The sequence below is a fragment of the Amycolatopsis sp. NPDC048633 genome, from assembly GCF_040650695.1.
Taxonomy (GTDB): Bacteria; Actinomycetota; Actinomycetes; order Mycobacteriales; family Pseudonocardiaceae; genus Amycolatopsis.
The window spans coordinates 112,120-138,279 of record NZ_JBEZHS010000024.1; the positions used below are offsets into that span (position 1 = coordinate 112,120).

26 protein-coding genes are annotated in these 26,160 nt (G+C 72.2%); 9 read left to right on the forward strand and 17 right to left on the reverse strand.

From position 1 onward, the window contains the following. Positions 1–158 precede the first annotated feature (158 nt). The 5 genes from AB0C38_RS33575 to AB0C38_RS33595 all read right to left on the reverse strand — a co-directional run bounded on the left by AB0C38_RS33575 (position 159) and on the right by AB0C38_RS33595 (position 6,961). Positions 159–461: an STAS domain-containing protein gene (locus AB0C38_RS33575; protein ID WP_360681312.1), complete on the reverse strand. Its 303-nt coding sequence runs from the start codon at positions 459–461 to the stop codon at positions 159–161. Beyond that, positions 458–4,525 (reverse strand): SpoIIE family protein phosphatase, encoded by a 4,068-nt coding sequence (locus tag AB0C38_RS33580; protein WP_360681314.1) that lies wholly within the window; start codon positions 4,523–4,525, stop codon positions 458–460. The genes AB0C38_RS33575 and AB0C38_RS33580 overlap by 4 nt, the downstream gene beginning before the upstream one ends. A gap of 65 nt (positions 4,526–4,590) precedes the next feature. Continuing rightward, a complete protein-coding gene (locus AB0C38_RS33585; protein WP_360681316.1) occupies positions 4,591–5,010 on the reverse strand; it encodes an ATP-binding protein in 420 nt (139 codons plus the stop codon). Then, entirely contained in the window at positions 5,007–6,581 is a 1,575-nt protein-coding gene (locus AB0C38_RS33590; protein WP_360681318.1) for a GAF domain-containing SpoIIE family protein phosphatase, read from the reverse strand. The genes AB0C38_RS33585 and AB0C38_RS33590 overlap by 4 nt, the downstream gene beginning before the upstream one ends. Then, the gene (locus tag AB0C38_RS33595; protein WP_360681320.1) at positions 6,578–6,961 is read right to left on the reverse strand and encodes an STAS domain-containing protein; all 384 of its coding nucleotides are present in this window, start codon (positions 6,959–6,961) and stop codon (positions 6,578–6,580) included. The genes AB0C38_RS33590 and AB0C38_RS33595 overlap by 4 nt, the downstream gene beginning before the upstream one ends. 168 nt (positions 6,962–7,129) lie before the next feature. On the opposite strand from AB0C38_RS33595, the gene AB0C38_RS33600 reads away from it, so the two are divergent. Then, the gene (locus tag AB0C38_RS33600) at positions 7,130–7,513 is read left to right on the forward strand and encodes an STAS domain-containing protein (protein WP_360681322.1); all 384 of its coding nucleotides are present in this window, start codon (positions 7,130–7,132) and stop codon (positions 7,511–7,513) included. Between the two features lie 22 nt (positions 7,514–7,535). Here the strand turns inward: AB0C38_RS33600 and AB0C38_RS33605 are convergent, their stop codons facing one another. Then, positions 7,536–8,759, reverse strand: coding sequence for a GAF domain-containing SpoIIE family protein phosphatase (locus AB0C38_RS33605; RefSeq protein WP_360681324.1), 1,224 nt, complete (start codon positions 8,757–8,759; stop codon positions 7,536–7,538). Positions 8,760–8,841: 82 nt separating this feature from the next. Here AB0C38_RS33605 and AB0C38_RS33610 point away from each other — a divergent pair, with 82 nt between their 5' ends. Further along, on the forward strand, positions 8,842–9,561 hold the full coding sequence (locus AB0C38_RS33610; protein ID WP_360681326.1) for a histidine phosphatase family protein: 720 nt from the start codon (positions 8,842–8,844) through the stop codon (positions 9,559–9,561). A 15-nt stretch (positions 9,562–9,576) separates the two neighbouring features. Here AB0C38_RS33610 and AB0C38_RS33615 read toward each other — a convergent pair whose 3' ends face one another. From AB0C38_RS33615 to AB0C38_RS33630, 4 genes are read right to left on the reverse strand one after another with little or no spacing between them, the layout of a single operon-like run. Then, positions 9,577–10,296 carry an SDR family oxidoreductase gene (locus AB0C38_RS33615; protein WP_360681328.1) on the reverse strand — a complete coding sequence of 240 codons (720 nt, stop codon included), beginning with the start codon at positions 10,294–10,296 and terminating at the stop codon, positions 9,577–9,579. Then, positions 10,293–11,138, reverse strand: coding sequence for an oxidoreductase (locus tag AB0C38_RS33620; protein WP_360681330.1), 846 nt, complete (start codon positions 11,136–11,138; stop codon positions 10,293–10,295). The genes AB0C38_RS33615 and AB0C38_RS33620 overlap by 4 nt, the downstream gene beginning before the upstream one ends. 38 nt (positions 11,139–11,176) lie before the next feature. Further along, on the reverse strand, positions 11,177–11,995 hold the full coding sequence (locus AB0C38_RS33625) for a helix-turn-helix transcriptional regulator (RefSeq protein ID WP_360681332.1): 819 nt from the start codon (positions 11,993–11,995) through the stop codon (positions 11,177–11,179). A 60-nt stretch (positions 11,996–12,055) separates the two neighbouring features. Continuing rightward, positions 12,056–13,618, reverse strand: coding sequence for an alkaline phosphatase D family protein (locus AB0C38_RS33630; RefSeq protein ID WP_360681334.1), 1,563 nt, complete (start codon positions 13,616–13,618; stop codon positions 12,056–12,058). Positions 13,619–13,755: 137 nt separating this feature from the next. Between AB0C38_RS33630 and AB0C38_RS33635 the strand changes: the two genes are divergently transcribed. After that, a complete protein-coding gene (locus AB0C38_RS33635; RefSeq protein ID WP_360681336.1) occupies positions 13,756–15,033 on the forward strand; it encodes a PHB depolymerase family esterase in 1,278 nt (425 codons plus the stop codon). Here the strand turns inward: AB0C38_RS33635 and AB0C38_RS33640 are convergent. Beyond that, a complete protein-coding gene (locus AB0C38_RS33640; protein ID WP_360681338.1) occupies positions 15,030–15,530 on the reverse strand; it encodes a methylated-DNA--[protein]-cysteine S-methyltransferase in 501 nt (166 codons plus the stop codon). The genes AB0C38_RS33635 and AB0C38_RS33640 overlap by 4 nt on opposite strands. Positions 15,531–15,546: 16 nt before the next feature. Next, a complete protein-coding gene (locus tag AB0C38_RS33645; RefSeq protein WP_360681340.1) occupies positions 15,547–16,443 on the reverse strand; it encodes a glycoside hydrolase family 16 protein in 897 nt (298 codons plus the stop codon). 330 nt (positions 16,444–16,773) lie between these two features. Here AB0C38_RS33645 and AB0C38_RS33650 point away from each other — a divergent pair, with 330 nt between their 5' ends. Beyond that, positions 16,774–17,946: a glycoside hydrolase family 64 protein gene (locus AB0C38_RS33650; RefSeq protein WP_360681342.1), complete on the forward strand. Its 1,173-nt coding sequence runs from the start codon at positions 16,774–16,776 to the stop codon at positions 17,944–17,946. 42 nt (positions 17,947–17,988) lie between these two features. Next, the gene (locus AB0C38_RS33655) at positions 17,989–18,201 is read left to right on the forward strand and encodes a hypothetical protein (RefSeq protein WP_360681344.1); all 213 of its coding nucleotides are present in this window, start codon (positions 17,989–17,991) and stop codon (positions 18,199–18,201) included. A gap of 391 nt (positions 18,202–18,592) precedes the next feature. Here AB0C38_RS33655 and AB0C38_RS33660 read toward each other — a convergent pair whose 3' ends face one another. Further along, positions 18,593–19,081: an ATP-binding protein gene (locus tag AB0C38_RS33660; protein WP_360681345.1), complete on the reverse strand. Its 489-nt coding sequence runs from the start codon at positions 19,079–19,081 to the stop codon at positions 18,593–18,595. Between the two features lie 275 nt (positions 19,082–19,356). Here AB0C38_RS33660 and rho point away from each other — a divergent pair, with 275 nt between their 5' ends. Then, complete coding sequence (rho, locus tag AB0C38_RS33665) at positions 19,357–20,418, forward strand: transcription termination factor Rho (protein ID WP_360681346.1); 1,062 nt, start codon at positions 19,357–19,359, stop codon at positions 20,416–20,418. A gap of 1 nt (position 20,419) precedes the next feature. Here the strand turns inward: rho and AB0C38_RS33670 are convergent, their stop codons facing one another. From AB0C38_RS33670 to AB0C38_RS33685, 4 genes are all read right to left on the reverse strand, one after another. Then, a complete protein-coding gene (locus AB0C38_RS33670) occupies positions 20,420–20,593 on the reverse strand; it encodes a hypothetical protein (RefSeq protein WP_360681347.1) in 174 nt (57 codons plus the stop codon). A gap of 103 nt (positions 20,594–20,696) precedes the next feature. Further along, positions 20,697–20,897 (reverse strand): DUF3072 domain-containing protein, encoded by a 201-nt coding sequence (locus AB0C38_RS33675; protein ID WP_360681349.1) that lies wholly within the window; start codon positions 20,895–20,897, stop codon positions 20,697–20,699. A gap of 67 nt (positions 20,898–20,964) precedes the next feature. Then, the gene (locus tag AB0C38_RS33680) at positions 20,965–21,387 is read right to left on the reverse strand and encodes a hypothetical protein (protein WP_360681351.1); all 423 of its coding nucleotides are present in this window, start codon (positions 21,385–21,387) and stop codon (positions 20,965–20,967) included. A 63-nt stretch (positions 21,388–21,450) separates the two neighbouring features. Then, positions 21,451–22,503: an NlpC/P60 family protein gene (locus AB0C38_RS33685; RefSeq protein WP_360681352.1), complete on the reverse strand. Its 1,053-nt coding sequence runs from the start codon at positions 22,501–22,503 to the stop codon at positions 21,451–21,453. Between the two features lie 353 nt (positions 22,504–22,856). Here AB0C38_RS33685 and AB0C38_RS33690 point away from each other — a divergent pair, with 353 nt between their 5' ends. From AB0C38_RS33690 to AB0C38_RS33700, 3 genes are read left to right on the forward strand one after another with little or no spacing between them, the layout of a single operon-like run. Beyond that, positions 22,857–23,060: a heavy-metal-associated domain-containing protein gene (locus AB0C38_RS33690; RefSeq protein WP_360681354.1), complete on the forward strand. Its 204-nt coding sequence runs from the start codon at positions 22,857–22,859 to the stop codon at positions 23,058–23,060. Further along, positions 23,057–23,956 carry a hypothetical protein gene (locus AB0C38_RS33695; RefSeq protein ID WP_360681356.1) on the forward strand — a complete coding sequence of 300 codons (900 nt, stop codon included), beginning with the start codon at positions 23,057–23,059 and terminating at the stop codon, positions 23,954–23,956. Before AB0C38_RS33690 ends, AB0C38_RS33695 begins: the two co-directional genes overlap by 4 nt. Next, positions 23,953–26,103, forward strand: a complete 2,151-nt coding sequence (locus AB0C38_RS33700) for a heavy metal translocating P-type ATPase (protein WP_360681357.1) — start codon at positions 23,953–23,955, stop codon at positions 26,101–26,103. Before AB0C38_RS33695 ends, AB0C38_RS33700 begins: the two co-directional genes overlap by 4 nt. The last annotated feature ends 57 nt before the right edge of the window (positions 26,104–26,160 follow it).

Consider the following 26,160-nt stretch of genomic DNA (forward strand, 5'->3'; position numbering starts at 1 on the left):
TGGCGCCGGCGATCCAGGAGGGAGCGGTGGCACCGGCCCGTCGCTCGCTGCTGAACGTCGTGGGTTGGGCGCCGGGGCCACCTGGCGACGACCGGAGCACAACCCACCCGGCGACCGTCGCTGCGATGCGCTTACCCGGTGGCGGGACGGCCAACCCCTCAGCGGATCATCACTTTCGTGACCTGGGTGAGGCCGGAGACGCGCAGGACGCGGTCGAGCAGGCGGGGCGCGGTCAGGCGCAGGTCGTGGGACGAGGCTCGGTCGAACAGGACCGCGATACCCGCGCTGTCGACGTAGGTCACCCCGGTCAGGTCGACGGCCAGGGCGGTCGCGGCCGCCAGCTCGCGGTCCAGGGCCGAGCCGAACTCGCCCGCGTTGCTCATGTCGATCTCGCCGGTCACGGTCAGGATCCGGTCCCCGTCGTCACCCGCGGCGGCGACCAGCGTGAGTGCCGTCGTCACGAACCGATTCTCCATTCCAGCGTGACGGTGGTGCCGGCGGTGTCGTGCCGGACCGTGACCGCGTCGGACAGGGCCTCCATCATCGGCATCCCGCGGCCGCGCAGGACGTGGTTGTCCGGGGGTGGCCGCTTCCAGCGGCCGCGGTCGGTCACCGTGATGACCACGCGCGAACCCGCGAAGCGGGCCGAGAGGTGCGCGTCCCCCGAGTCCTCGGCGTAGGCGTGCTCGACGGCGTTCGCGCAGGCCTCGCCCGCGGCGACGAGCACGTCCTGCGCGAGGTCCTCCCCGAGCGAAGCGGTGCCCAGCCAGGCGCGCAGCCAGTGGCGCGTCGAGGCGAGGCTGTCCGGGTGCGCCGGGAAGTCCAGCTCCAGCGGCGGCACGGACCGGCGGTAGAGCAGCAGCGCGACGTCGTCCTCGTACCCGTCCGCCGGCCGGAGCCGGCCCATCAGCGTGGCCGCCACGTCCGCGAGGTCGGCTTCCCGCGCGCCGTGGGCGACCGAGGTGGCCCGGTCGATGCCGTCGTCCAGCGACTCGCGGCGGCGCTCGACGAGACCGTCGGTGTAGAGCATCAGCAGCGAGCCGATCGGGACGACCGCCGTCGCTTCCGGGCGCGCGTCCGGGATGCGGACCGCGAGCGGCACGCTGCTGCCCGCGTCGAGGAACTCCGACGAGCCGTCGTCGTGCACCAGCGTGGCCGGCGGGTGCCCGGCGCTGCTGTAGGTGAGCGCGCCGGTGGCGGGGTCGAGGATCCCGCAGAAGACGGTGGTGCACAGGGCACCCGGCAGCCGGTCGGCGAACCGGTCGAGCGTGGTCAGGGTGTGCGCCGGGCCGTTGGCTTCCAGCAGCAGCGCGCGGCAGGCACTGCGCAGCTGGCCCATCACCGCGGCCGCGGCGAGTCCCCGGCCGACGCAGTCGCCGACGACGATGCCGATCCGGTCGCCGGCCAGGGGGACGACGTCGTACCAGTCGCCGCCGACCTCCAGCGGCGGGTTGGCCGGCTCGTAGCGCACCGCGAAGCCGTCGGGCAGCAGGGCCGGGCCGAGGATCGAGCGCTGCAGGGCGATGGCGACCTCGCGCTGCCGGTCGTCGCGGTGGGCCCGGCGCAGCGCGTGTGCCAGCGTCCCGGCCAGCAGCGCCAGCAGCGTCCGGTCCTCGGTGCCGAGCGGGCGGCGCGGGTCCGGCTCCACCCAGAGCGTGAGGGGGCCGCCGGGGTGGTCGAGGGTCGCGCCGGCCCCGCCCTCGGCCGGCGTCGCGTGCAACGCCGGGAGCGCGCGTACCTCGTCGAGCTTGCTGCGCAGCGGCGCAGTGAGGTCCGTCCACCGCCGGTCGCCGGGGTCGGTGGACACGAGTTCGGGCTCGCCGTCGCGCGGCCAGGTCACCGCGAGCACGCGCTCGGCCTGCCACAGCTCGCGCAGCAGGTCCAGCGCGGTGCGGAGCACGTCCGGCACGCCGCTGACCCCGGCGAGGCGCTGGTTCATCGCGGCGAGCGCGTTTTCCCGCTGCACGCCGTAGCGCTCCGCGGTGACGTCGCGGACCGTGCCGACGAGCCGGCGGCGGCCCTCGTCGTCGTGCAGCTCGTTGTAGGCGATCGCGGCCCACACCCGGTGCCCGTCGCGGTGCCGCAGTGGCAGCACGAAGCTGCCCGCCGGCTCGGTCCGCGACCGCTCCAGCGCGTCGGCGACCTGCCGGAACGCGCTCGGATCTTCGTCCCGGCCCGGTGTCCAGGGGAACGGCGGCGCGTAGGGCAGGCCCTCGGCGCCGAAGCCGAGCAGGTCGGTGCACGCGGCGTTGAGCTCCACGACCCGCCCCTCGGCGTCGCAGACGAAGAAGCCCTCCTGCAGGGACTCGATCATCGCCGCGCGCCACCGCGAGTGCTGCGTCCGCAGCCGGGCCAGCCGGATGGACGCGCGGACGCGGGCGAGCAGCTCCTGCGCGGAGAACGGCTTCACGAGGTAGTCGTCGGCCCCGGCGGCCAGCCCGTCCACGGCGGCCTCGTGCCCGGCGCGGGCGGACAGCAGCACCACGGGCACGGCGGCGGTGCGCGGGTCGCGCCGCAGCTCGGCGAGCAGGCCGAGGCCGTCCAGCCGCGGCATCATCACGTCGCTGATGATCAGGTCGGGCGGATCGGCGGACGCGGCGTCGAACGCCTCCACGCCGTCGCGCACCGCGGTCACCGCGTAGTCCTCGCGCAGCAGCCGGGCGAGGTAGTCGCGCATGTCGGCGTTGTCGTCGGCGACCAGCACGCGGGCGCCGGTGACCGGGGAGGGCACGACGTCGGGGACGGGGTCGCCGTCCGGCAGCCAGCGCAGGGCCTCCTGCACGTACGGCTCGGCGATCCCGGCGGCGATCCCGTCCGCCGACGGCTCCGGGGCGAGGTGTTCGGCCGGCAGGTGCCCGGTGCCCAGCGGCAGCCGGACCCGGAACGTCGTGCCCTCGCCGGGCGTGCTCTCGGCGGTGACGGTGCCGCCGTGCATGCCGACGAGCTCGCGCACCAGGGCCAGGCCGATCCCGCTGCCCTCGTTCGAGCGCGCCCGCGCCGACGGGATCCGGTGGAACCGCTCGAACAGCCGGGGCAGCTCGGCGGCGTCGATGCCGATCCCGGTGTCGGCCACGGTGACCACGGCGTGCCCGCCGTCGACGGCGGTGGCCACCCGGATCGAGCCGTCGAAGGTGAACTTGACCGCGTTGGACAGCAGGTTGAGGACGACCTTCTCCCACATCCCGCGGTCGACGTGCAGCGGCTCGGCCAAGGGGACGCAGGCGACCTCGAACGCCAGCCCGGCCCGTTCGACGGCGGCGCGGAAGACGCTCGCCAGCTCCGCGGTGAACGCGGCGAGGTCCACCGGTTCGAACCGCGCCTGCATCCGGCCCGCCTCGATCCGGGAGAAGTCGAGCAGGTTGTTCACCAGCCGGCCCAGCCGCAGCGCGTTGCGGTGGATGACGGCGATCTCCTCGCGGACGCGCTCGTCCGCGTCGCCGAGCGTCCGGTCCAGCTCGGCGACGGGACCGAGGATCAGGGTGAGCGGGGTCCGGAACTCGTGGCTGATGTTGGCGAAGAACGTGGTCTTCGCCGCGTCCAGCGCGGTCAGGTCCTCGGCGCGCCGCTGCTGGGCCCGGTAGGCGAGCGCGCCGTTGACCAGCGCCGCGGTCTGCTGGGCGACCAGCCCGAGGAACGTCCGGTAGGACTCGTCGAGCGCGCGCCCGGCGCTGGCCGCGAGCACGATCACCCCGGCAGCCTCGGCGGGTCCGGGCAGCGGCAGGACGACCGCCTCGGCGGGCGGGGTGGACCAGGTGCCCGACGGCAGCTCGCCGAAGGCCGTCAGGTCGGACACGGTGCGCGGAACGCCCTCGGCGAGCACCTCGCCGAGCGGCCAGCCGTCCGCGTGCCCGGCCCCGCCGGGTGTGACGGCCGCGAGGGTGAGCTCGCCCTCGTCTTCGCGGACGTGGATCGCGGCGTAGGGGACGTCGGCGCCGGCCCGGCCGAGCACGTCGGCGACCAGCTCGCAGGCTTCGCCGACGGTGCGGGCGATGCCGGCCTGGGCGCCGAGCTCGCGCAGCGTGGCCAGCCGGCGTTCGCCGATCACGCGCTCGGTCGTGTCGGTGACCGCGGTGAACACGGCCCGCACGGTGCCTTCGTCGTCGTGGACCGGGCTGTAGGAGTAGGTCCAGTAGGTCTCTTCCCAGTAGCCGTGCCGGTTCATCGGCAGCAGCAGGTCCTCCGACCAGGTCGCCTCGCCGGTGGTCATCACGCTTTCCAGCATCGGGCCGATGATGTGCCAGATCTCGGCCCAGACGCGCGCGCCCGGCTTGTCCAGCGCCGGGTGCTTGGTGCCGAGCAGCGGCAGGTAGGCGTCGTTGTAGAGGAACCGCAGATCCGGTCCCCACCAGACGATCATGGGGAAGCGCGAGGTGAGGCAGATCCGCACGGCCGTCGTCAGGCTGACCGGCCAGTCCGCCGGTTCCCCCAGCGGGGACGACGCCCAGTCGAACTCCCGCATCCGGGCCGCCATCCGGCTGGTTCCCGGGAAGACGGCGCGCTGGCCGGATTCCTCGCCGACGCTCATCACACTCCCGGTTGACGCGGCCCCGGGTGAGCCTACCCGCGTGCGCGCGGCGCCGCCGCGCGTGCTCAGCCCCGGGAGAGCCAGGTCATCGTGACCGTCGTGCCGTCTTCGCGGTGCACCTGCGCGCTGTGGTCGGCGAGGCTGTCGATCAGCAGCAGGCCGCGGCCCCGCAGCCCGTTCGTCGCGGCCGGGGCGCGCCAGGCGCCGTAGTCGGTGACCGTGACCGTCAAACGCCCGTCCTGCGCTTCGGCCCGGACCTCCACCTGGCCTGCTTCGCCGTCGCGGTAGGCGTGTTCGGCGGAGTTGGCCATCGCTTCGTAGCCCGCGAGGACGACGTCCTCTTGGCGTTCTTCGCTCAGGCCGAGCGTGCCCAGCCAGTCCGCCAGCGCGCCGCGCAGCTCCGGCAGCCGGTCCGCATCGGCGACCGTGCGCCGGTGGAACGTCGCCGGGGGCGCGGGCGCGCCCGGGGGGAGGGGATCCGTCATGCTCCGTCCTCTCCGCGGTTGCGCACGTGGATCAGCGCGATGTCGTCGTCGTGCCGGCCGTGGGTCAGCTCGTCGACGAGCTTGTCCCACGCCGGGCCGAGGTCGGCCGAGGCCAGTAGCCCCGGGATGCCCGCCAGGAGCCATTCCACACCCAGGGTGAGGTCCCGGGTGCGGCTTTCGACCAGACCGTCGGTGTAGAGCACCAGATCCGCACCGGGCGGGAACGCGGTGCTGCGCTGGGGGAACTCGGCGCCGACGCCCAGCGGCTGCGCGAGCGCCTCGCCGATTTCCTCGGGCTCGGCGTCCGGGCGGACGAGGATCGCCGGCAGGTGGCCGGCGTTCGCGTAGGTCAGCGTCCCGTCGTCCGCGCGGTGGACCGCGTAGAAGCACGTGACGAAGCTTTCGCCGAACAACCCGCCGGTCAGCGCGGAGACGTTGCGCAGCACCTCCGACGGCGGCAGCTCGAGCAGCGCGTAGCAGCGGATGGCGGTGCGGACCTGGCCCATCACGGTCGCGGCCGTGACGCCGTGGCCGACGACGTCGCCGATGACGAACGCGGTCGCGCCGGACGGGAGCCGGATGACGTCGAACCAGTCGCCGCCCACCTTGCTCCCGGTCGCCGCGGGCAGGTACCGGGTGAGCACGTCGAGGCCGGGCGTCGCCGGCACGACCGGAAGCATGCTGCGCGACAGCTCGGAAGCGAGGTTGCGCTCGCGCTCGTACAGGCGGGCGTTGTCCAGCGCGATGGCCGAATAGGCGGCGATGCCCTCGGCGAGGTACTCGTGCCGCGCGGTGAACCGGTCCGGCTCCGGGTGGCCGAAGAAGAACCCGCCGAGCACCTCGCCGGTGGTCGGGCTGAGCACCGAGACGGCGAGGTAGCTGCACACGGGCAGGTGCCCCTCCGGCATCCCCTGGTACGGCGCGTTCTTGCCGAACCGCGGGTCCTGCGTGATGTCGGCGCTGCGGACGGTGCCGGCGCCGTCGAAGGTCGGCGCGAACACCTCGGTGTTGCGCGGCATGGGGAAGCGCTCGAACGCCTCGCGCGGCACGCCCGAAATCGTGTACAGCGTGTACGACTCGCCGAACTCGTCGACCAGGTTGTAGAAGAACGCCCCGAACCCGGCGCCGGTCGCCTGGGTGGCCGCGTCGGTCGCGTCCTGCACGATCCGGTCGATGTCGAGGTGCGCGGTCAGCTCGCGGCCGGTGGAGTGCAGGGCGTCGAGCACGGCGGCTTCGCTCCGCAGCCGCCGCACGGCGCCCGCCAGGTGGGCGGTCGCGGCGTCGACGGCCTCGGCGACGGCCGACGGTGTCCCGCCGACCCGCTCGGTGGTGTGGACGAGGGCGCCGCGCCCGTCACCGGCGACGGCGATCGCGGCGGTGATCTCGCGCCCCGGCACCAGGTCCGCCAGGAGCGCCCGGTCGGTCACCGCGACCGTGACGTGGTCGCCGAGCACGGCGCGCGCTTCGGCGGGTTCGAGGGGACGGACGCCGGTGGCGACGGGAGCTCCGGAGCCGTCGACGAACGCCCGGCGCACGGCGCCGAGCAGGTCGTCGAACCCCGGGGTCGTCATCCGGTGGCCAGCGCCTCGGACAGCGAGGGGTAGATCACGAGCTCGTCGGTCAGCCGGGTCAGTTGCAGCGGCCGCAGGGTGATCCGGCCGGTGGCCACCACCCGCAACGGCGCGGACGCCGTCCGCCCGCGGTGCGCCCGCACGAGCTCCGCCATGCCGGCCGAGGCCAGGAACGTGACCCCGGTCAAGTCGATGACGAGGACCGCGGGCTCCAGGCGCGCGGCGCGCTCGGCCAGCTGCCGCAGCTTCGGCGCCAGCGCGAGGTCGAGCGCACCGCCGACCCGGAGGACGGCGGTCCCGTTCCGGTTTTCCAGCGCCACCGTGCCCGCTGAGCTCGCGGCGTCACCGAGGGATTTCCCGGTCGCGTCCGTTTCGGCCATGACGACATCCTGCCTGTTCAGGGTCGGCTCGCAAAGCGGAAGGGGTGTTGACACGGCGGCGGCCGCCGGGGACGGGCATGATTGATCCCGGTTGAGCAGACAGCCTTCGTGATCACGCGTGCCCGCCGGATACCCCGGTGGCACTGCGAAGGCGAGGAGAAGAACACGATGACGGAGCACACCCACACTGAGGGCTCAGCCACCGCTGTGCCATTCGGCGAGTTCAGGATCGCCCGAACGGAGCAGGAGGGAGCGATCGTCGTCGAGGTCGCCGGCGACGTCGACACGACCACGGCGCCGGCTCTCGTGCAGGCCGCGGACGAGGCACTGGCCTCGGCACCGCCGCTGCTGGTGGTCGACCTGACCCGGGTGGAGTTCCTCGCCTCGCCCGGCCTGACGGCGTTGCTGACCATCCACCGCAACGCCGGGTCCGCCACCGTGGTGCGGATCGTGGCCTCCGGCCGGGCGACGTTGCGCCCGATCCAGCTGACCGGCCTCGAGGACAGCCTTTCCCTGTTCCCGACCCGGGAAGCGGCGCTGACCGCCTCCTGACCCCCGTGCGGTCCCGGCCGGCTCAGTCGCCGGCCGGGACGACCTGGCGCCGGATGGCCAGCAGGGCGACGTCGTCCTGGGCCGGCCGGTTGCCGATCATCGCGGCCATCACCTGGGCGCAGACCCGGTCGGGGTCACCGGCGCGCAGGGTCTGCGCGAGCTGCCGCATCCCGGCGTCCACCGGCCGGTCCCGGCGCTCGACCAGGCCGTCGGTGTAGAAGGCGAGGATGCCGCCCGGCGTCAGGCCGACCACCGTCGTGCGCCGCCGGGGCTGCCCGATGGTCAGCCCGATCGGGGGATCCGGCGGCACGTCCAGCAGCCGCCCCGCTTCCCCCGGTTCGGCCTGCACGGGCGGCAGGTGGCCGGCGAGGGACAGGGCCATGGTCTCGCGGCCCGGTTCGACGATCCCGTAGGCGACGGTGGCCATCGCGCCGTGCTCGAAGTGGTTGGCCTTGCGGTCGAGCTTGGCGAGGACGTCGGCCGGGCTCTCGCAGTCGAGGGCGTAGGCGCGCAGGGCACTGCGCAGCCGTCCCATGATCACGGCGGCCTCGAGGCCGTGGCCCGAGACGTCCCCCATCACGACGCCGACGCGGTCGCCGGGGAGGGAGAACAGGTCGTACCAGTCGCCGCCGAGGCCGGCCTCCGCGCCGGGCACGTACCGGGCGCCGAACGCGAGGCCGTCGATGTCGGGCAGGCGGTTCGGCAGCAGGCTGCGCTGCAGCGCCATGGTGGCGGTGCGGTTCTCTTCGAGCGTTTCGACCTGGATCGCCAGGGCCAGGCGGTCCGCCAGCAGCTGCATGGTGCCGATTTCGGCAGCGCTGAACCGCCGGCGCGCGACGGAGCCGATGTGCAGCACCCCGACGAGCTCGGTGCCGGCGACCATCGGCACCCCCAGCATGGAGTGCAGCCCACGTTCCCAGAGCAGGGAGTTCACGACGGTGGTTTCGTCGACGTGGTCGAGGACGACGGGCGTGCGCTCGAGCGCCACCCGGCCGGCGAAGCCGCTGCCGACCGGCACCCGCACGCCCTGGTGGACCTCCTCTTCGATGCCGGCCGCCGCGAACGCCACCAGCTGACGGCCACTGGGCTGGTACCGCAGCACGGTCGCGGTGTCGACACCCAGGACTTCGCACAGGCGCTGCAGGGTCTCGGCGAGCAAGCCGGCCAGACCGAGGTGCTCGGCGGGCGCGCCGATGATCGTCTCCAGCAGCTTGAGACGGTCCTCGGCGTCGAGACTTCGCGACATGGAACGACCCTAGCCGCAAGCCCTTGGCCCGCCTAACCATCCCGGGTTTCACCGGCGGGTCCGCGGGGGTAACCAGCCCGGCGTGAGCGTGGACTTGGAATGGGTGGCCGTGCTGCGCCACGGCCAGAGCGCGGGGAACGTGGCCCGGGAAGAGGCGGAGGCGGCCGAGGCGGACGTGATCGACATCGCCGAGCGTGACGCCGACGTCCCGCTGACCGAGCTGGGCCGGGAAGAGGCGAAGGCCGCGGGGGAGTTCCTCGCCGGCCACCCGCCGGACCTCGTGGTCACCTCGACCTACCGCCGGGCCTGGGACACCGCGCGCCTGGCCGCGCCCGCCGGCGTGCCGATCGTGCCGGACGAGCGGCTGCGCGACCGCGAGCTCGGCGTGCTGGACCTGCTGACCTCGCACGGGGTCCGCGAGCGGTGGCCCGACGAGCTGCGGCGCAAACGCCGGCTGGGCAAGTTCTACTACCGGCCGCCGGGCGGGGAGTCCTGGGCGGACGTCGTGCTGCGGCTGCGATCCCTGCTGCGCGAGCTCAGCTCGGACCACCCCGGCGCGCGGGTTCTGCTGTCCGCGCACGAGATGACCATCTTCGGCCTGCGCTATATCCTCGAAGGACTGCCGGAGCCCGACCTGATGCGCGCCGCCCACGCCACCGAGGTCCCGAACGGCTCGGTGACGACCTGGGAGCGCGACCGCGACGGCGCCTTCACCATGGTGCTGGCCCAGGAGGTCGGCCACCTGCACGCGACCGACACCTCGCCGACGGCGGACGACGATGCCGCCGAACAGCTCTCCTGACCCGGCGCTGAGCGGTCACCGCTGGGCGGTGGGCCGCACGACGACCTCGTTGACGTCGACGCCGTCCGGCTGCCCGATCGCGTAGGAGATCGCCCCGGCGATGGTGTCCGGCGGGAGCGTCACCGCGCGGTAGGTGCGCATCGCTTCCCGCGCACCGGGTTCGGTGATGGTGTCGGCCAGCTCGGACTCGACGACGCCGGGTGAAACGGTCGTGACGCGGAGGCCGGGGTCGGCCTCCAGGCGCAGGCCTTCGGTGATCGCGCGGGCGGCGAATTTCGTGGCGCAGTAGACCGCGGCCGTCGGCACGACTTCGTGCGCGCCGGTGGAGGCGATCGTCACGAAGTGCCCGCCGCCTTGACGCCGGAAGTGCGGCAGGGCGGCCGCGATCCCGTGCAGCAGGCCGCGGACGTTGACGTCGAGCATCCGGTCCCACTCGTCGACGAGCAGGGAGTCCAGGCGCGACAGCGGCATCACGCCGGCGTTGGCGACGAACACGTCGAGCCGGCCGTGGGCTTCGACGGCGGCGTCGGCGAACGCGGCGACGTCCGCGTGGTCGGTGACGTCGAGGCGGTGCACGTCGGCGGTGCCCCCGGCGTCGTGGATCTCCTTCGCCAGCGCGGTCAGCCGGTCTTCCCGCCGGGCGCCGAGCACGACGTGGTGGCCTTCGCGGGCCAGCCGCAGCGCGGTGGCGCGGCCGATGCCGCTGCTGGCACCGGTGATGAGGACGATCTTCATGAGGGTTCCTTTACGGGGAAGTCGGCGCCGAGGGTGGTCTCGCGCCAGGTGTCGAAAGTGGACCGCAGGGTGTCGAGCCGGGCCGTGGCGATGTCGTAGGCGGCCTTGCCGAGGAGCAGCCGCAGGGGCGGTTCGGGAGCGCCGACCGCGGCGAGGATCGCCTCGGCCGCGCGGACCGGGTCGCCGGGCTGGTGGCCGTGGGTCGCGGTGGTCGCGGTCCGGCGGGCGCCGGCCGTCTCGGCGTAGTCGTCGAGGTGGGTCGCCGACTGGCGCATCGAGGGACCGGACCAGTTCGTGCGGAACGCGGCGGGCTCGACGATCGTCACCTGGATCCCCAGCGGCGCCACTTCGGCGGCCAGGGACTCGGAAAGCCCTTCCACGGCGAACTTCGTCGCGTGGTAGTACCCGGTGGCCCCGAAGGCGGCGAGCCCGCCGAGGGACGACACGTTCACGACGTGCCCGCTCCGCCGGGCCCGCATGCCCGGCAGCACCGCCCGGGTGACGTCGGCGAGGCCGAACACGTTGGCGTCGAAGAGTTTCCGGACCTCGTCGTCCTCGCCTTCTTCGACCGCGGCGAGGTAGCCGTAGCCGGCGTTGTTGACCAGGACGTCGATCCGGCCGAACGCGGCTTCGGCCCGCTTCACCGCGTCGGTGACCTGCGCGTGGTCGGTGACGTCGAGCGGCAGGGCCAGCGCGCGGTCGCCGTGCCGCTCGACCAGGTCGGCGACCCGCGCCGGGTCGCGGGCCGTGACGACGGCCCGCTGCCCCCGTTCGAGCACCGCGGTGGCCAGGGCCCGGCCGAGGCCGGTGGAGCAGCCGGTGATGAACCAGTTTTCGGGCATGACGAAGTACTCCGTCCATTGCGGAATGAAAGGTTTTTCTAGCTCGCGGCGAGACTGCCGAGCAGGGCGAGCCCGGCTTCCGACGGGCTGCCGGGTTCGGCCTGGTAGACGACCAGCTGCTGGCCGGGCGCGCTGTTCACGGTCAGCGCCTCGTAGCTCAGGACGAGCTCGCCGACCTGCGCGTGGTGGAACCGCTTGGTCTCGTGCGTCTTCTGCCGGATGTCGTGCCGGGCCCACAGCCGGCGGAAGTCCGCGCTCTTGACCGACAGCTCGCCGACCGTCTCGATGAGCCGCGGGTCGTCCGGGTCGAGGCCCGCGGCCACGCGCAGGCCGCCGACGGTGTTGACCGCGACGCGCTCCCAGTCCGGGTAGAACTCGCGCGCGTCCGGGTCGAGGAACACCAGCCGGACCAGGTCACCGCTGTGGGTGTGGCCGCCGAACAACGCCTCGCCCAGCGCGTTGTGCGCGAGTACCTCGAGGCAGCGCCCGAGCACGAGCGCGGGCGTGTCCGGCCAGCCGTCCAGCAGCCGCAGGAGGTTCGGGCTGACCTGTTCCCGCCGCCGCGTGCGACGGCGTCCCGGTGCCGGCCGCGCCAGCCGGTGCAGGTGGGCGGTGGCGTCCTCGTCCAGGGCCAGCCCGTGGGCCAGCGCGTCGAGGACCTGCGCCGACGGGTGGCGCTCCCGGCCCTGCTCGAGCCGCACGTAGTAGTCGGTGCTGACACCGGCCAGCACGGCGACCTCCTCGCGGCGCAGCCCGGCGACCCGGCGCGTCCCGCCTGCGGGCAGACCGAGCTCCGCCGGTCCCACCTGTTCGCGGCGGGCCCGGAGGAACTCTCCGAGCGCGTTCTCCCTGGCCATGATCCGAGGCTAGCTCCGATCAGGTCGCCGAGGGTGGCCGCGCCGCACCCACCCTCCCGCTCAGGTGAGCGGGATCGGGTCCCCCTCGTGCTCGGGTTGCAGCAGGGTCGCGGTGGCCGTGCGGCCGTCGACGTCGAACGTCATCACGGCGTTCCCGAAGTGCGGTCCCGACACGCAGCCCCAGGTCAGCGGCGCGGGCGGTACGCCGGCCCGGCGCGCCAGCCCCTCGGTCAGCCGGGTCAGCCCCCGCGACCAGCCGGCGCGGAACAGGCGGTTCATGTACCAGGGCACGGTGTTGTGCACCGGCGAGCAGGTGAGCTGGTGGACCGGCGCTCCCGGGAGGTCGGCCCGCGCGACGTACGCGTGGTGGACGTCGCCCGAGAGCACACTCACCGACGCCGAGCCCCCCTCCGCGACCCGGCCGATCAGCCGCGTCAGCCGGTCGAACGACTCGCGGAAGGCCGGCCAGTGCTCGAGGTCGGCGAACTGCCGGAACCGCTCCGAAACCCGCCCGATGAACCCCGGCCGCGCGCAGAGGCGCTCGTTGACCGACTGGGCCGCCGACAGCGCGGTGGGCATCAGCCACGGCAGCGACGTGCCGATCAGCAGGTGGTCGAACTCGCCGGTGGCCTGCTCTTCGATCCAGCGGAACTCGTCCTCGCCGATCATCGACCGCTGCCCGCCCTCGAGGATCCGCCCGGCGCGCGAGTCGATGACCAGCAGCCGGACCGGGCCGAAGTCGCGCCGGTAGGACCACCGGGTGCCCTTGGCGCCGTCGGCTTCGCGGTCGGCCTGGTCGGCGAACTCGCGCAGCAGCTGCGCGTTGTCCGTCCCGGAGGTGCTCACCCGCTGGTAGAGGTGGTCTTCGGCCAGCTCGCGCGGCCCGAGGTTGCCCAGGTGCTGGTAGACCCAGTACGACACGAGCGCGCCGCGGATCCGCTCCGGCCACCACGACTCGCGGGTCATCTCCTCGCGCCAGGCCTGCGAGGTGTTCCAGTCGTCGCGGACGTCGTGGTCGTCGAAGATCATCGACGTCGGCACGGTGGACAGCAGCCAGCGCACCGCCGGGTCGCACCAGGCCTCGAAGTACAGGTGGCAGTACTCCTCGAAGTCGGCGACCTCGGTGCCGGGCGGCTCGCTCGTGTCGCGCCGGGAGGCGAGCCACTCCTGCGTCGCGTCGGTGGTTTCGTCGGCGTAGACCTGGTCGCCGAGCAGCAGCAGCGACTCGGGCCACTCGGTCTCGTCGAGCCGGGCCATCCGGTGGGCGTAGGCGGCGAGCGCGTCCGGGCCGAGCGCGTCCTGCTCCCGCGGCTTGCGACACGACCCGAACACCAGCCGGAACCGGGAGTCACCCGGGGTCAGCGTCCGGATCCGGCTGGGCGGCAGGTCGCCGTCCGGCTCGGGCCAGACGAGGTCGCCGTCGAGCCGGACCTCGTACGGCGTGCTCCGCCCGGGCTCCAGCCCGGTGAGCACGACCAGCGCGTAGTGGTGCCCGGAGACCTCGAACGTCCGCGCTTTCGCTTCCGCGACAAGGACTTCGCACGGGCCGTCGGTCTCGACCCAGATCGTCGCGGAGGTGGCGTCGACGTGCCGGAGCAGCGGTCCCAGCAGGAGCTCGGTCATCCGTGGATCCTTTCAGCAGTCCGGCCGGTCGGCAGTTCGAAAGGTCCCGAAACCTTGCGATAATCGTTGACCGGTTCCGGGGCCGCGACGAACCATCGTCGCAGTTCCTCTCCTGCCCCCGGAAAGGATTTCCTCGCGTGCGAAGACTCCTCACCGCCCTCCTCGCCGCCCTGCTGCCGATCGCCGCCGCCATCGTGCTGGTGGTCGCCGCGCAGCCCGCGTCGGCGGCCACGCTGAACCGGGTCACCGGCTTCGGCACCAACCCCAGCAACCTGAACATGTACGCCTACGTCCCGGACCGGGTCGCGGCCCGCCCGGCGCTGCTGGTCGCGATCCACTACTGCACCGGCTCGGCCTCGGCGGTGTTCAACGGCTACGCGCGCGACTACGTCACCGCGGCCGACCAGTACGGGTACGTCATCGTGTTCCCGGAGGCCACACGCAGCGGGCAGTGCTTCGACGTCTCTTCGCCGCAGGCCCTCACCCGCGGCGGCGGCAGCGACCCGGTCGGCATCCTGTCGATGGTCGACTACGCCAAGCAGCACTACAACGTCGATCCCGCCCGCGTGTTCGTCACCGGGTTCTCCTCCGGCGCGATGATGACGAACGTCCTCGCCGCCGAGTACCCGGACGTGTTCGCCGCCGGCTCGGCGTTCATGGGCGTGCCGGCCGGCTGCTTCGCCACCACCGACGGGTCGAGCTGGAACAGCCAGTGCTCGGGCGGCCAGCTCATCAAGACCGCGCAGCAGTGGGGCGACCAGGCCCGGCAGATGAGCGGCGGGCGCAGCGGCCCGTACCCGCGGATGCAGCTGTGGCACGGCACCGCCGACGACACCCTCCGCTACCCGAACTTCGGCGAGGAGATCAAGCAGTGGACCAACCTGCGCGGCGTGAGCCAGACGCCGTCGTCGAGTGACGCGCCCCAGTCCGGGTGGACGCGCACCCGCTACGGCGGCACCGGCACGCAGGCGCCGGTCGAGGGGGTCAGCGTCCAGGGCGCCGGGCACGCGCTGCCGCAGAACGGGATGGTGGCGTACGCGATCGCGTTCCTCGGCCTGACCGGCGGCGGTTCTACCACCACCACTCCCACCACAACCCCGACGACGACCACGACCCCTACCCCGACGACCACGACTCCGACGCCGGGCGGCTGCACCGCGGCCTACGCCAAGACGGCGGAGTGGAACGTCGGCTTCAACGGCCAGGTGACGGTGACCGGGGCGAACAACTGGGTGCTCACGGTGACCTTCCACGCGCCCCAGAAGGTCATCGGCAGCTGGAACTACACCGGAACCTGGGACAGCACGGGGTACGTGCTGACCGCGCGGTCCAACGGGAGCGGCAACGTCATCGGCTTCACCGTCCAGCACGGCGGGAACCTGACGGCACCGACCGTGACCTGCTCGGCGGGCTAGAACAGCCGGCCGACCTCGTCCGCGGGCGGTTCCTCCAGGCCGAGGAGGAACCGCTTGCGGGTGAGGCCGCCGGCGTACCCGGTCAGGCCGCCGCTGGTGCCGACCACGCGGTGGCAGGGCACGATGACGCTGATCGGGTTCCAGCCGTTGGCGTTCCCGACCGCCTGCGCGGCCCCGGGGTCGCCCAGTTCGGCGGCCAGCTGCCCGTACGTGCGGGTTTCGCCGTACGGGATCTTCGTCAGCAGTGCCCAGACCTGCTTCTCGAACGCCGAGCCACGCGGCGCGAGCTCGAGGTCGAACTCGCGCCGCGTGCCCGCGAAGTACTCGCCGAGCTGCTCCTTCGCCCTCTCGAAACCGTCGTCCGTGCGAGGCCCGAGAGCGGTGACGCGGGGCGTGCGCAGGTGGCCGTCGAAGTAGAGCCCGATGAGCGCGGTGCCGTCGCCGACCAGGGTCAGGGGGCCGACCGGGGACTCGACGACGGTGTGGCGGACGCTCATGGCGTCAGCCTACAAGTCAGCCCACGCTGGTCTTCACCGAGAGCGAGTCGACGCTCATCTCGGCGCCGGGCGTGATGTCCGCGCTCGGGGAGGTGCACCCGCAGACCTTGTTCGGGTAGGAGCCCCCGATCGCGACGTCGAAGATGACGAAGAACCCGTGGTCGACGGCGGCCTTCCAGGTCGCGTCGGACACCTGGTTCTGCTTGACCGAGAACGTCTGGTTGCCGTCCAGGTAGAAGCGGAGCTCCTCCGCGGCCGCGTCCCGGCGGTCGACGATGACCGAGTACGAGTGGTAGCCGTCCTGGCAGCCGGCGCAGTCCTGGAGGTCGCTGGTGATGCCGTCCGGGTCGTGGCACTCGCCCTGCCACTGTCCACAGTGGAAGGTGGTGGAGTGCTTGCTCAGGGCGTTGACGTCCTCCATGATGTCGAGCTCGCCGATGCTCGGCCAGTTCGTCGCGCCGACCGGGCGGGCGTCGGCGCCCATCGCCCAGAACGCCGGCCAGTAGCCGAGGCCGCTCGCGGGGGAGGGCTGTTTGAGTGTCGCGCTGATCTCGAGCTGGCCGCCTTCGGGGGCGGCGAAGTCGGTGCGCTGGGTTTCGATCCGGCCGGACGTCCAGTTGCCGGCGGCGTCGCGCAGCGGCTTGATCGCCAGGTGGCCCGCGCCGTCGTGGTAGACGTTGTCCGTCGAGTTCGTGGCCGTCTCGAGCTCGCCGGTGCCCCAGTTCGCCGCGCCGCCGGGGTAGCCGGTTCCCGTGTCGTAGAGCCAGTCCTGGGCGCCGAGGCCGGTGCCGGCGGCGCCGTCGAAGTCGTCCTGGAACACGGTGGTCCACTCGGCTTCGGCGTGCGCCGGGGCGGCGGTCAGCACGAGGGACAAGGAGGCCAGCACGACGGTGAGCCGCTTGACGGTGCGCATGGAGATCTCGCTTCCTGAGGGGAACGGGGTCGTCCACGACCTGCGAGGCCGTCCACTGTCACCGCCGGTCCGCGCCCGCGTCAAGGGATGTGCCCGGAAGTACTCCGCACCCGGTACCCGTGGGCAGTCCGGGAGGAGCCGGGTTTGGAATTCGTCCCGGCGGGGCAGCGCGCGGGCCGGCTGAAGCAGTGGTCTGGACCTTCTTTCGAAGGGTTGCCAGGTAACGAAAGTGGAGTCATAGTTTGTTGACGTCCACAACGAATACCTGCGAACCGTCCTCGGATGTCCTTTATGGACTCCGCAATCCGTCTCCTCAACGTGGAGGACACCATGATCTCCCGTCGCTCGTTCCTCAGCCTCACGGCGGCGACGCTCGCCACGGCCACCGCGCTGCCCCTCGCGCGGTCCGCCTACGCCGCGACGCCGGACACGTTCGGCCTCAAGCTGGTGAACAACTCGGGCTCCGGCACCGTGTACGCCTACGTCACCGGCACGACGCCGGACGGGCGCCTGGTGCTGCTGCGCGCCGACGGCACGCCGTACTACCCGGACTCGCCCTCGGCGCCGACGACTCCGCTACCGGAGGACTGCGCCATCCCGATCTCTTCGGGAGCGCAGGTTTCGGTGCCCAAGATGGGCGGCGCGCGCATCTACGTCGTCACGGACGCGAAGCTCGACTTCTTCCTCGACCCGGGGCCGAACCTGGTGCACCCGAGCTTCCTCAACTCCGGCGACGCGAACTACGGCAAGAACTGGTCGTTCAGCGAGTTCACGTTCAACGACACGCAGCTGTTCGCCAACATCAGCTACGTCGACTTCGTGGGCATCCCCATGGGACTTTCCCTGACCACGTCCGGCTCCGGTACGTCGACAGTCAACGGACTGCCGGCCGGTGCGCTCGACCAGATCGCGTCCGAGCTGTCGGGGCTGGGCGGCGAGTGGCCGGGCCTGGTGCAGACGGGCGGTGGCGGGAACCTGCGCGTGCTGTCGCCGCACCACCACGCGACCCAGTTCGGCGGGTACCTCGACGGCTATATCGACCAGGTGTGGCAGAAGTACGCGGGCACCGACCTGGTCGTCGACTCGCAGAATCCTGGCCTGGGAACGTTCACGGGCCGCGTCTCGGGCGACCAGCTGGTGTTCGGGGCCGAGTCGTTCGCCAAGCCGGCGACGGCGGACGTGTGGAGCTGCGACAGCGGCCCGTTCGCGCTGGCTGCCGGCGCGAGCGACGCGCGCAAGGCAATCGTTCCCCGCCTGGCCGCGGCCCTGAACCGGACCACGTTGCTGGACAACCCGAACCAGCCGACGGCGGAGGACCCGGCTCGCTTCTACGCGGGCGACGTGACCAACCACTACGCGCGGATCGTCCACTCGAAACTGCCGGACAACCGCGGGTACGCGTTCCCGTACGACGACGTGAGCCCAGGCCCGGACTTCAGCGGAGCGGTCTTCGCGGGCGACCCCGAAGTACTGACGATCACGATCAACGCGGCGCACGGCTGAGGCAGTGCGAAAACTGTCGGTGGTGGCGGCTAGCCTCATCACATGAACACCGACGACGCGACGGTCCCGGCGGACCAGCTGACCAAGGGCCAGTGGTTCTGGCACGAGCCGGCGCCGGGCCTGCCCGCGTGGCAGCTGCAGGTGACCTCGGCGGAGTTGCTGGAGGACTCCGTCGAGATCTTCACCACGGATCAGGAGAGGGAACTGGTTTCGTATCCGCGGAATCGGCTGGTGCGGCTGGCCGGGGCCGCTTGAGGGGACGTTTCGAGGGGGATTGTTTCGAGGGGGATTGTGAGGTAGGACACTTGAGGTGGGGGAATGGTGGGGCGAAATCGGCTGTTGTGCCCATGAGCTCCGCCATTTCGGCCCGTCCGATGCAAGCCGGCATGCAAAGCTCTTTGCGTGCAACGCTTACTGCGTAGCCAGCTCTCTGCCGGGCGGCGCTGCACACCCGTGATTCCAGGGGTTCGCCGGCACCAGCCGCGACTCAGCGCCACTCGACCTGGCGCCACTCGACCCCGCGCCACTCGGCACGGCGCCGCTCGACCCGGCGCCATTCGACCCGGCGCCGATCAACCTCGCGCCACTCAACGCAGCGTCATTCGACACGGCGCCACTCAAGCAGCACCACCCGATGCCACCCGGATCAGGCCGGGTTCTGATCCCTCAGAGCCGCCGGGCGCCAGGTCATGCGGACCGTCGTCCCCTCGCGACCGGTGTCGATGTCGGACTGGTCCGTCACCTTCTCGATCAGCACCAGGCCCCGGCCGCCCGAGGTGCGCAGGCCTGCCTGGCGCGGGCGCGTCGCCGGGATTCCGCAGCCGGTGTCGGTCACCGTGACCGTCACCGCGTCGCCGGTGCGGGTCGCCTGGAGGCGGGCCCAGCCGTGGCCGTCCGGATAGGCGTGGGCCGCCACGTTCGCCAGCGCCTCGTACGTGGCCAGCGTCATGTCGTGCGTGCTCTCCGGGTCGAGCGGGAGCTCGCCCAGCCAGCGAGTCAGCTTCCGGCGCAGGTCCGCCATCTCGTTCGGCAGCGCGGGCGCCAGTTCTTCGAACGCCGAGGTGACCACGCCACCGGCGCCGGTGCGCGCGGACGGCGTGGTCCCGGTTTGGTCGCCGTCGGTGTTCTCACCCATGTAGACGCCACTTTCCCGAGTATTTCGATACACGTTCCGCTCCCATCGTCAGTCGCGGTTCCCCAGTGCTTCGGGCTTCTCCGGAGGGCTACCCACCGCGATGGAGTCTTACCCGTTGTGCTTTCCGTGACGGCGCGCTAACGTGAAGGTGCTCCTCACGGATGTCGGCCCCTCGGCCGCCCGGAGGAAGCTTCCCGGATCCAGGCCGATCGGCCTTCTTCCTCATCTTCGGCCCCGCCATCCGCGTGGGCCGACCTCTCATCAGGAGAACACTCATGTCTTTTCACGGAATCCTTGACCTGTCAGGGAAAAACCCCTTCGTGCGCACCGGCTACCGGCCGGCGCCGGACGACATCGCACTTCCGCTTTCCGTCGTCCGCAAGCACAAGCTGCGTCCCGGCGACGAAATCACCGGCACCACCGGGGAAATCACCAGCGTCAACGGTGCCGACCCGGCGGAGCCACGCCCGCACTTCGCCGACCTGGTCCCGGTGCACCCGGACCGGCGCCTGCTGCTCGAAACCACGCCGGCGCTCCTGCTGCCGCGCGTCATCGACCTCGTCACCCCGCTCGGCAAGGGCCAGCGCGCGCTGGTCGTTTCCCCGCCGAAAGCCGGGAAAACCACGGTGCTGCGGGACATCGGCCACGGGATCTCGGTCAACCACCCGGAATGCCGGCTGATGATGCTGCTCGCCGACGAACGTCCGGAGGAGGTCACCGAGCTGAGCCGGACCGTGCGCGGGGAGGTGATCGCGTCCACTTTCGATCGGCCACCCGCGGAACACGTCGCGGTGGCGGAGCTCGCCGTCGAACGCGCGAAACGCCTGGTGGAGCGCGGCGAAGACGTCGTGCTGCTACTCGACTCGCTGACCCGCCTCGGCCGCGCGTACAACCTTTCGGCCCGCCCCTCCGGCCGCACGCTGTCCGGCGGCGTCGACGCGGCCGCGCTGCAGCCGATGAAGCGCATCCTTGGAGCGGCCCGCAACCTCGAAGGTGCCGGATCGCTCACGATCGTCGCGTCGGCGCTGGTGGAAACCGGTTCGCTGGCCGACACGGTGTTCTTCGAGGAGCTGAAGAGCACCGGCAACGCCGAGCTGAAACTCGACCGCAAGACGGCCGAGCGCCGCATCTTCCCGGCGGTCGACATCGCCGCGTCCGGCACCCGGCGCGAAGAGCTCCTGGTCACCCCGGGCGAACTGGCCGCGATGCGCGACGTCCGCCGCGCGTTGCCGGGCCCGCACGCGATCGAGCAGTTGCTCGACCAGCTCCGCAAGACGGGCTCCAACGCGGAGTTCCTGTTCCGCGTGACGGGCGCCGCACTGCCCGCCGCGGCCTGACTCAGCTTTCGCGGCGCTCCCGGAGTTCGCCGATCACCTTCTGCCCGACGCCGTGGGCTTCATCGGCGCTGTCCGGCGGGTCACCTTCCCCGGTCTCGTAAAGGTTGTCGTCCGCCCGGCCGGGGTCCGGAGTGCCGGGCCGCGCGATCTCGGGCTGCTCGTTCGGTCGGGACATTTCGAACGCCTTCCATCAGCCAACCCTTGTGCGGCAGGCAGCCGGCCGCAGGGCCGGCACAGCAGTCCCACGATCAGCGCACCCCGGCAACCCCGCGAACCCGTCAGCTACCCCGCCCGGTGGTTTGCTGCAGCTCATCGATCCGAGCCGACGCCTCAGCCTTGGTCAAGCCGTCCGGCACCTCTTCACCGGCCTCCTGGGCCAGCGTCTGCAGGTAGGACTTCTGCGGCCCGGTCATCGGCTCGTCGCCGGTCGTCCAGTCGCTCGGGTCCTTCTCCGGGTTCGGTTCCACCTGGTCGGTCATGACACCCTCCGTTCGAACATCTGTTCGCTTGACTTCGACCCTAGCGCAGGGGTCCGACAATCGCCGCTCACGACCCCGCCGGCGGGGTGCTCGGCGCTCCCGCCTCGTGGCCCGGGCGCCCGTGGGTCCGGCGGTCGTCCTTCATCCGCTGTTCGTGCAGGTGACGGCGCCCGCCGGTCAAGGACTCCAAGAGTGCGCGCTCGACGTCGCGGCACGCCTTGTAGTAGCCGTCGTCGTACTCCTCGACGATCTGGAACGTCCACCGATCGGGGAGCACGTTGAGCCCGATCAGCTCCTCGGAGATCCGCCGCGCCCAGTCCGCGTGGCCGGCCTTCTCCAAGGCGTCCACCGCCTCGCCCAGCGCCAGGTCCGCGCTGCCCGTCAGCTGGTGGAACGAGTAAAGGTGGCCCCGCGCGCGTTCGATGGTCTCGAGCGCTTCGGTGACCTTGCCGACCGCTGAGACCGTGGCGGCGTCGTGGTTGTCGACCATGCGCGAAAGATGCCCCGTCCCGGGATTTCTACACCTCCCGGAACGGGGCATCCCCGTGAAAACTCAAGCAGTCGGCCGCGTGGCTCCCGCGTACTCCTTCAGCAGCGGCGAGATCTTGACGACGTCGCCGCTCGTCGGCGCGTGCACCATCTTGCCGTCGCCGATGTACATCCCGATGTGGGACACGGGGGAGTAGTAGGCGACCAGGTCGCCCGGCTGCAGCTGGTCGCGCGGCACCGACGTGCCGGAGCCCGCCTGCGCCGACGACGTCCGGGGCAGGGTGATGCCCGCCTGCTTGTACGCCCACTGCATCAGGCCCGAGCAGTCGAACGTGCTCGGTCCCGTGGCGCCGTAGACGTAAGCGCTGCCGAGCTTGCTCAGCGCCGCGTCGACCGCCTTCTGCGCGGCCGCGGTGGCCGCCTTGACGACCGGGGCCTTGCCGCCGGTGTCCTTCTGGGCGGTCTTGTCGGCGGTGCTGAGCGTCTTGCTCTGGGCCTCGATCTGGTCGATCTGGGCCTGGAGGTTCTTCTTCTTGCCTTCGATGTCCGACGCCAGCTTCGCCGCCGCGTCCCGGGCGTCCGTCGCCCGCTTCGCCGCGTCTGTCGCCGCCTTCTCGGCCGCGGTGGCCTTCTCGGCCGCGCCGCTGAGGTTGTCCATCGCGGCGTTCTTGTCGGTCGCGATGACCTCGAGGGCCGCCGAGCGGTCCAGGAAGTCCTGCGTCGACGTGCCGGCCAGCAGCGCGGACAGCTTGTTCAGCTGGACGCCGCTGGTGAACGACGCGCCGGCGAACTTGTCCACCTGGCCCTGGTACTTCTGCTTCGACTCGATGGCCTGCGCACCGGCGTCCTTGGCGGCGGTGACGTCGGTGTTGGCCTTGTCGAGCTGGCCCTGCTTGGCGGTCAGGTCGTCCTGGGCCTTGAGCAGGTCTTCGTTGAGCTTCTCGGCCTGGGCCGAGAGGTCGCGGTACTTGGCCAGGGCGTCGGACCCGGTGGGCGGGGCCTGGAGGACGGGGATGGGGGCGGCGGTGGCCGGCGCCTGGGCCATGGTGATGACAGTGATCACCGAGGCAGCGGCGAGCGCACCTGACACCACGCGCTTGACGGGATGCGAACGCATTCTCGCGCGGGTCTCCTTTGCTGATCGGCCGCCGTCGGGTACCGGGGCGAGTCGGGGGCCTCGCCCGTGTCCGGCGCGTGCTCTACCGCAAGAGGAAGAGCCACGCGGTGGGTCCGGTACCCGGCAGGGGGGTATCGGCGGCGATCTCGCGTCGCCGTCTTCGGGACGACCGGGGGCCACGAGATCTCAAACAGGTTACGAAAGGAACACAGGGACGTCCAGGGCTGCCCCCTGCGAACTCTCCGTGACCACGAGAAACACGCTTGGACCAGTGGTAACCGGATCCACTGTGACCGGGATTACATGTCGTGATCGCTCTTGCTTACCCTACCCCCCTAGGGTATCCATGAGACATGGCAGACACGACCTACACCGTCACCGGCATGACGTGCGACCACTGCGCCCGCTCGGTCGAAGAGGAGATCCGCGGACTCGGGGGCGTCACCGGCGTCACCGTCGAGCTGGCCACCGGCGCGGTGACCGTCAGCAGCACCGAAGACCTTTCCGCCGCCGACGTGCGCGGTGCCGTCGCCGAAGCGGGGTACGAGCTGACATGAACACGGCAGCGAAGCTCTCCGCCTACGGTGCGGCGCTCGCCCTGGTCGCCGGTGGCGGCTGGGCGACCGGCACCGCCGTCGGTCCCTTCTCCGGCCAGGCCGAGGTGCACGGCGGCGAGGAAGCCGCGCACGGGGACGTCCACGGCGGCACCGTCGCGGAGGCCGCGAACCACCAGCCCGGCGGGCTGGCGTCGGCCGCGGACGGCTACACCCTCACGCCCGCCGATACGACGCTCACCCCCGGCGCCACGACGAAGTTCACCTTCGAGATCACCGGCCCGGACGGCGCCGCGGTGACCGCCTACGACGTCGAGCACGAGAAGCGGATGCACTTCATCGTCGTCCGCCGGGACACCGCCGGTTACCAGCACCTGCACCCGGAGCTCGGCGCAGACGGCACGTGGACCGTGCCGGTCACGGTCGCCGACGCGGGCAGCTACCGCGCCTTCGCCGACTTCACGCCGTCCGGCGGCGAGGGGCAGACGCTCGGCGTCGACCTCGTCGCGCCGGGCGTCTTCCAGCCCGTCGAGCACCGGGAGTCGCGCGTCGCCGACGTCGGCGGCTACCGCGTCCGGCTCGACGGCGATCTCGTCCCCGGCCGCTCGTCCCGCCTGACCGCGACGGTGGCCGAGGGCGGCCGGGACGTCACCGACCTGCAGCCCTACCTGGGCGCGTACGGCCACCTCGTCGCGTTGCGCGGCGGCGACCTGGGGTACCTGCACGTCCACCCGGACGGCGCGCCCGGCGACGGCCGCACGAGCGCCGGCCCGGCCGCGACGTTCTTTGCCGAAGTGCCGTCGGCCGGCACCTACCGGCTGTTCCTGGACTTCCGCCACGGCGACGTGGTCCGCACCGCCGAATTCACCGTGACCACCGGGGAAGGGGATCAGCCATGACGCTGCAGCTGGAGCGGAAGCCGGCCGAGATCGAGCTGGCCATCACCGGCATGACCTGCGCGTCCTGCGCCATGCGCGTCGAACGCAAGCTCAACAAGCTGGACGGCGTCACGGCGACCGTCAACTACGCGACGGAGAAAGCGAAGGTCGTTTACGGCGGCGAACTCGCCCCGGAGGACCTCGTGGCGCAGGTCGAAGCGGCCGGCTACGGCGCGGCGCTGCCCCAGGCGGAACCGGACGCGCCCCAGGACGACGACCCCAGTCGGACGCTGCGGCAGCGCCTGCTCGGATCCGCGGTGCTCTCGGTCCCGGTGATCGTCCTGGCGATGGTGCCCGCCTGGCAGTTCACCTACTGGCAGTGGATTTCGCTGACCCTGGCCGCGCCGGTGCTGGTGTGGGGTGCGTGGCCGTTCCACCGGGCCGCGTACGCCAACCTCCGCCACGGCGCCGCCACGATGGACACGCTCATCTCGATGGGCACCCTCGCCGCGTTCGGCTGGTCGGTGTACGCCCTGCTGTTCGGCAGCGCGGGCGTGCCGGGCATGAAGCACCCGTTCGAGCTCACCATCGAGCGCATGGCGGGTGACGGCGCCATCTACCTCGAAGTCGCCGCCGGCGTCACGACGTTCATCCTGGCCGGCCGCTACTTCGAGGCCCGTTCGAAGCGCCGCGCCGGTGCCGCGCTGCGGGCGTTGCTGGATCTGGGCGCGAAGGACGTCGCGGTCCTGCGCGACGGCGGCGAGCAGCGGATCCCCGCCGCCGACCTGGTCGTCGGCGACCGGTTCGTGGTGCGGCCGGGGGAGAAGGTCGCCACCGACGGCGTCGTCGAGGACGGCGGGTCCGCGATCGACGCGAGCCTGCTCACCGGCGAAAGCGTGCCGGTCGAGGTCCGGCCGGGCGACGCCGTCGCCGGCGCGACGGTCAACGTCGGTGGCCGGCTCGTCGTCCGCGCGACCCGCGTCGGCGCCGACACGCAGCTGGCGCAGACGGCCCGGCTGGTCGAGGAGGCGCAGACCGGCAAGGCCCGCGTCCAGCGGCTCGCCGACCGCGTTTCGGCGGTCTTCGTCCCGATCGTCATCGCGCTGGCCGTGGCGACGCTCGCCTTCTGGCTCGGCGCCGACGCGACGCCGTCGGCCGCGTTCACCGCCGCGGTCGCGGTGCTGATCATCGCCTGCCCGTGCGCGCTGGGCCTGGCGACACCGACGGCGCTGCTGGTCGGCACCGGCCGCGGTGCGCAGCTCGGCATCCTCATCAAGGGGCCGGAGGTGCTGGAGTCGACCCGGCGCGTCGACACGGTCGTGCTCGACAAGACCGGCACCGTGACCACCGGCCGGATGACGCTGGTCGAGGGCGACGGCGAGGTCCTGCGGCTCGCGGGCGCCGTCGAGGCCGCGTCCGAGCATCCCGTGGGCCGGGCGATCGCCGACGCCGCCCGGGAGCGCTTCGGGACGCTGCCGTCCGTCGAGGACTTCCACAGCACGCCGGGGCTGGGCGTCGAAGGTGTCGTCGAGGGACGCAAGGTCGCCGTGGGGCGGGCCGCCGCCGACCGCGCGATGACCACGGTCGCCGTGACCTGGGACGGCGAGGTCCGCGGCACGCTGGCCGTGGCCGACACCGTCAAGCCGACGTCCGCCGAGGCGGTCCGGCGGCTGCGCGGGCTCGGCCTGACGCCGATCCTGCTGACCGGGGACAACGCCGTGGTCGCGCGAGCGGTCGCGGCCGAGGTCGGGATCGACCGGGTGATCGCCGAGGTGCTGCCGAAGGACAAGGCCGACGTCGTGCGCGGGCTGCAGGAGGATGGCAAGGTCGTCGCGATGGTCGGCGACGGCGTCAACGACGCGGCGGCGCTCGCCCAGGCCGACCTGGGCCTGGCCATGGGAACGGGCACCGACGTCGCGATCGAGGCGGCCGACCTGACCCTCGTGCGCGGTGACCTGCGCGCGGCGGCCGACGCGATCCGCCTGTCCCGCCGGACGCTGCGCACGATCAAGGGCAACCTGTTCTGGGCGTTCGCGTACAACGTCGCGGCGCTGCCGCTGGCGGCCGCGGGCCTGCTGAACCCGATGCTCGCCGGCGCGACGATGGCGGTCAGCTCGATCTTCGTCGTCACGAACAGCCTGCGTCTGCGGAGCTTCTCGGCCGGGTGATTTGTACGGTCCTTGTACCGGGACGGGTGATGCTGGTCGAGTAAGGATTCCGACCAG

What these genes read in the sequence shown, in the direction of transcription:
- AB0C38_RS33595 (WP_360681320.1), bottom strand. Translation starts at nt 6,961, where the DNA reads ATGGCCGAAACGGACGCGACCGGGAAATCCCTCGGTGACGCCGCGAGC.
- AB0C38_RS33670 (WP_360681347.1), bottom strand. Translation starts at nt 20,593, where the DNA reads ATGTCCCGACCGAACGAGCAGCCCGAGATCGCGCGGCCCGGCACTCCG.
- AB0C38_RS33680 (WP_360681351.1), bottom strand. Translation starts at nt 21,387, where the DNA reads ATGGTCGACAACCACGACGCCGCCACGGTCTCAGCGGTCGGCAAGGTC.
- AB0C38_RS33655 (WP_360681344.1), top strand. Translation starts at nt 17,989, where the DNA reads ATGAACACCGACGACGCGACGGTCCCGGCGGACCAGCTGACCAAGGGC.
- AB0C38_RS33605 (WP_360681324.1), bottom strand. Translation starts at nt 8,759, where the DNA reads ATGTCGCGAAGTCTCGACGCCGAGGACCGTCTCAAGCTGCTGGAGACG.
- AB0C38_RS33650 (WP_360681342.1), top strand. Translation starts at nt 16,774, where the DNA reads ATGATCTCCCGTCGCTCGTTCCTCAGCCTCACGGCGGCGACGCTCGCC.
- AB0C38_RS33630 (WP_360681334.1), bottom strand. Translation starts at nt 13,618, where the DNA reads ATGACCGAGCTCCTGCTGGGACCGCTGCTCCGGCACGTCGACGCCACC.
- AB0C38_RS33640 (WP_360681338.1), bottom strand. Translation starts at nt 15,530, where the DNA reads ATGAGCGTCCGCCACACCGTCGTCGAGTCCCCGGTCGGCCCCCTGACC.
- AB0C38_RS33580 (WP_360681314.1), bottom strand. Translation starts at nt 4,525, where the DNA reads ATGAGCGTCGGCGAGGAATCCGGCCAGCGCGCCGTCTTCCCGGGAACC.
- AB0C38_RS33685 (WP_360681352.1), bottom strand. Translation starts at nt 22,503, where the DNA reads ATGCGTTCGCATCCCGTCAAGCGCGTGGTGTCAGGTGCGCTCGCCGCT.
- AB0C38_RS33600 (WP_360681322.1), top strand. Translation starts at nt 7,130, where the DNA reads ATGACGGAGCACACCCACACTGAGGGCTCAGCCACCGCTGTGCCATTC.
- AB0C38_RS33585 (WP_360681316.1), bottom strand. Translation starts at nt 5,010, where the DNA reads ATGACGGATCCCCTCCCCCCGGGCGCGCCCGCGCCCCCGGCGACGTTC.
- AB0C38_RS33695 (WP_360681356.1), top strand. Translation starts at nt 23,057, where the DNA reads ATGAACACGGCAGCGAAGCTCTCCGCCTACGGTGCGGCGCTCGCCCTG.
- AB0C38_RS33615 (WP_360681328.1), bottom strand. Translation starts at nt 10,296, where the DNA reads ATGAAGATCGTCCTCATCACCGGTGCCAGCAGCGGCATCGGCCGCGCC.
- AB0C38_RS33700 (WP_360681357.1), top strand. Translation starts at nt 23,953, where the DNA reads ATGACGCTGCAGCTGGAGCGGAAGCCGGCCGAGATCGAGCTGGCCATC.
- AB0C38_RS33625 (WP_360681332.1), bottom strand. Translation starts at nt 11,995, where the DNA reads ATGGCCAGGGAGAACGCGCTCGGAGAGTTCCTCCGGGCCCGCCGCGAA.
- AB0C38_RS33620 (WP_360681330.1), bottom strand. Translation starts at nt 11,138, where the DNA reads ATGCCCGAAAACTGGTTCATCACCGGCTGCTCCACCGGCCTCGGCCGG.
- rho (WP_360681346.1), top strand. Translation starts at nt 19,357, where the DNA reads ATGTCTTTTCACGGAATCCTTGACCTGTCAGGGAAAAACCCCTTCGTG.
- AB0C38_RS33590 (WP_360681318.1), bottom strand. Translation starts at nt 6,581, where the DNA reads ATGACGACCCCGGGGTTCGACGACCTGCTCGGCGCCGTGCGCCGGGCG.
- AB0C38_RS33660 (WP_360681345.1), bottom strand. Translation starts at nt 19,081, where the DNA reads ATGGGTGAGAACACCGACGGCGACCAAACCGGGACCACGCCGTCCGCG.
- AB0C38_RS33645 (WP_360681340.1), bottom strand. Translation starts at nt 16,443, where the DNA reads ATGCGCACCGTCAAGCGGCTCACCGTCGTGCTGGCCTCCTTGTCCCTC.
- AB0C38_RS33690 (WP_360681354.1), top strand. Translation starts at nt 22,857, where the DNA reads ATGGCAGACACGACCTACACCGTCACCGGCATGACGTGCGACCACTGC.
- AB0C38_RS33675 (WP_360681349.1), bottom strand. Translation starts at nt 20,897, where the DNA reads ATGACCGACCAGGTGGAACCGAACCCGGAGAAGGACCCGAGCGACTGG.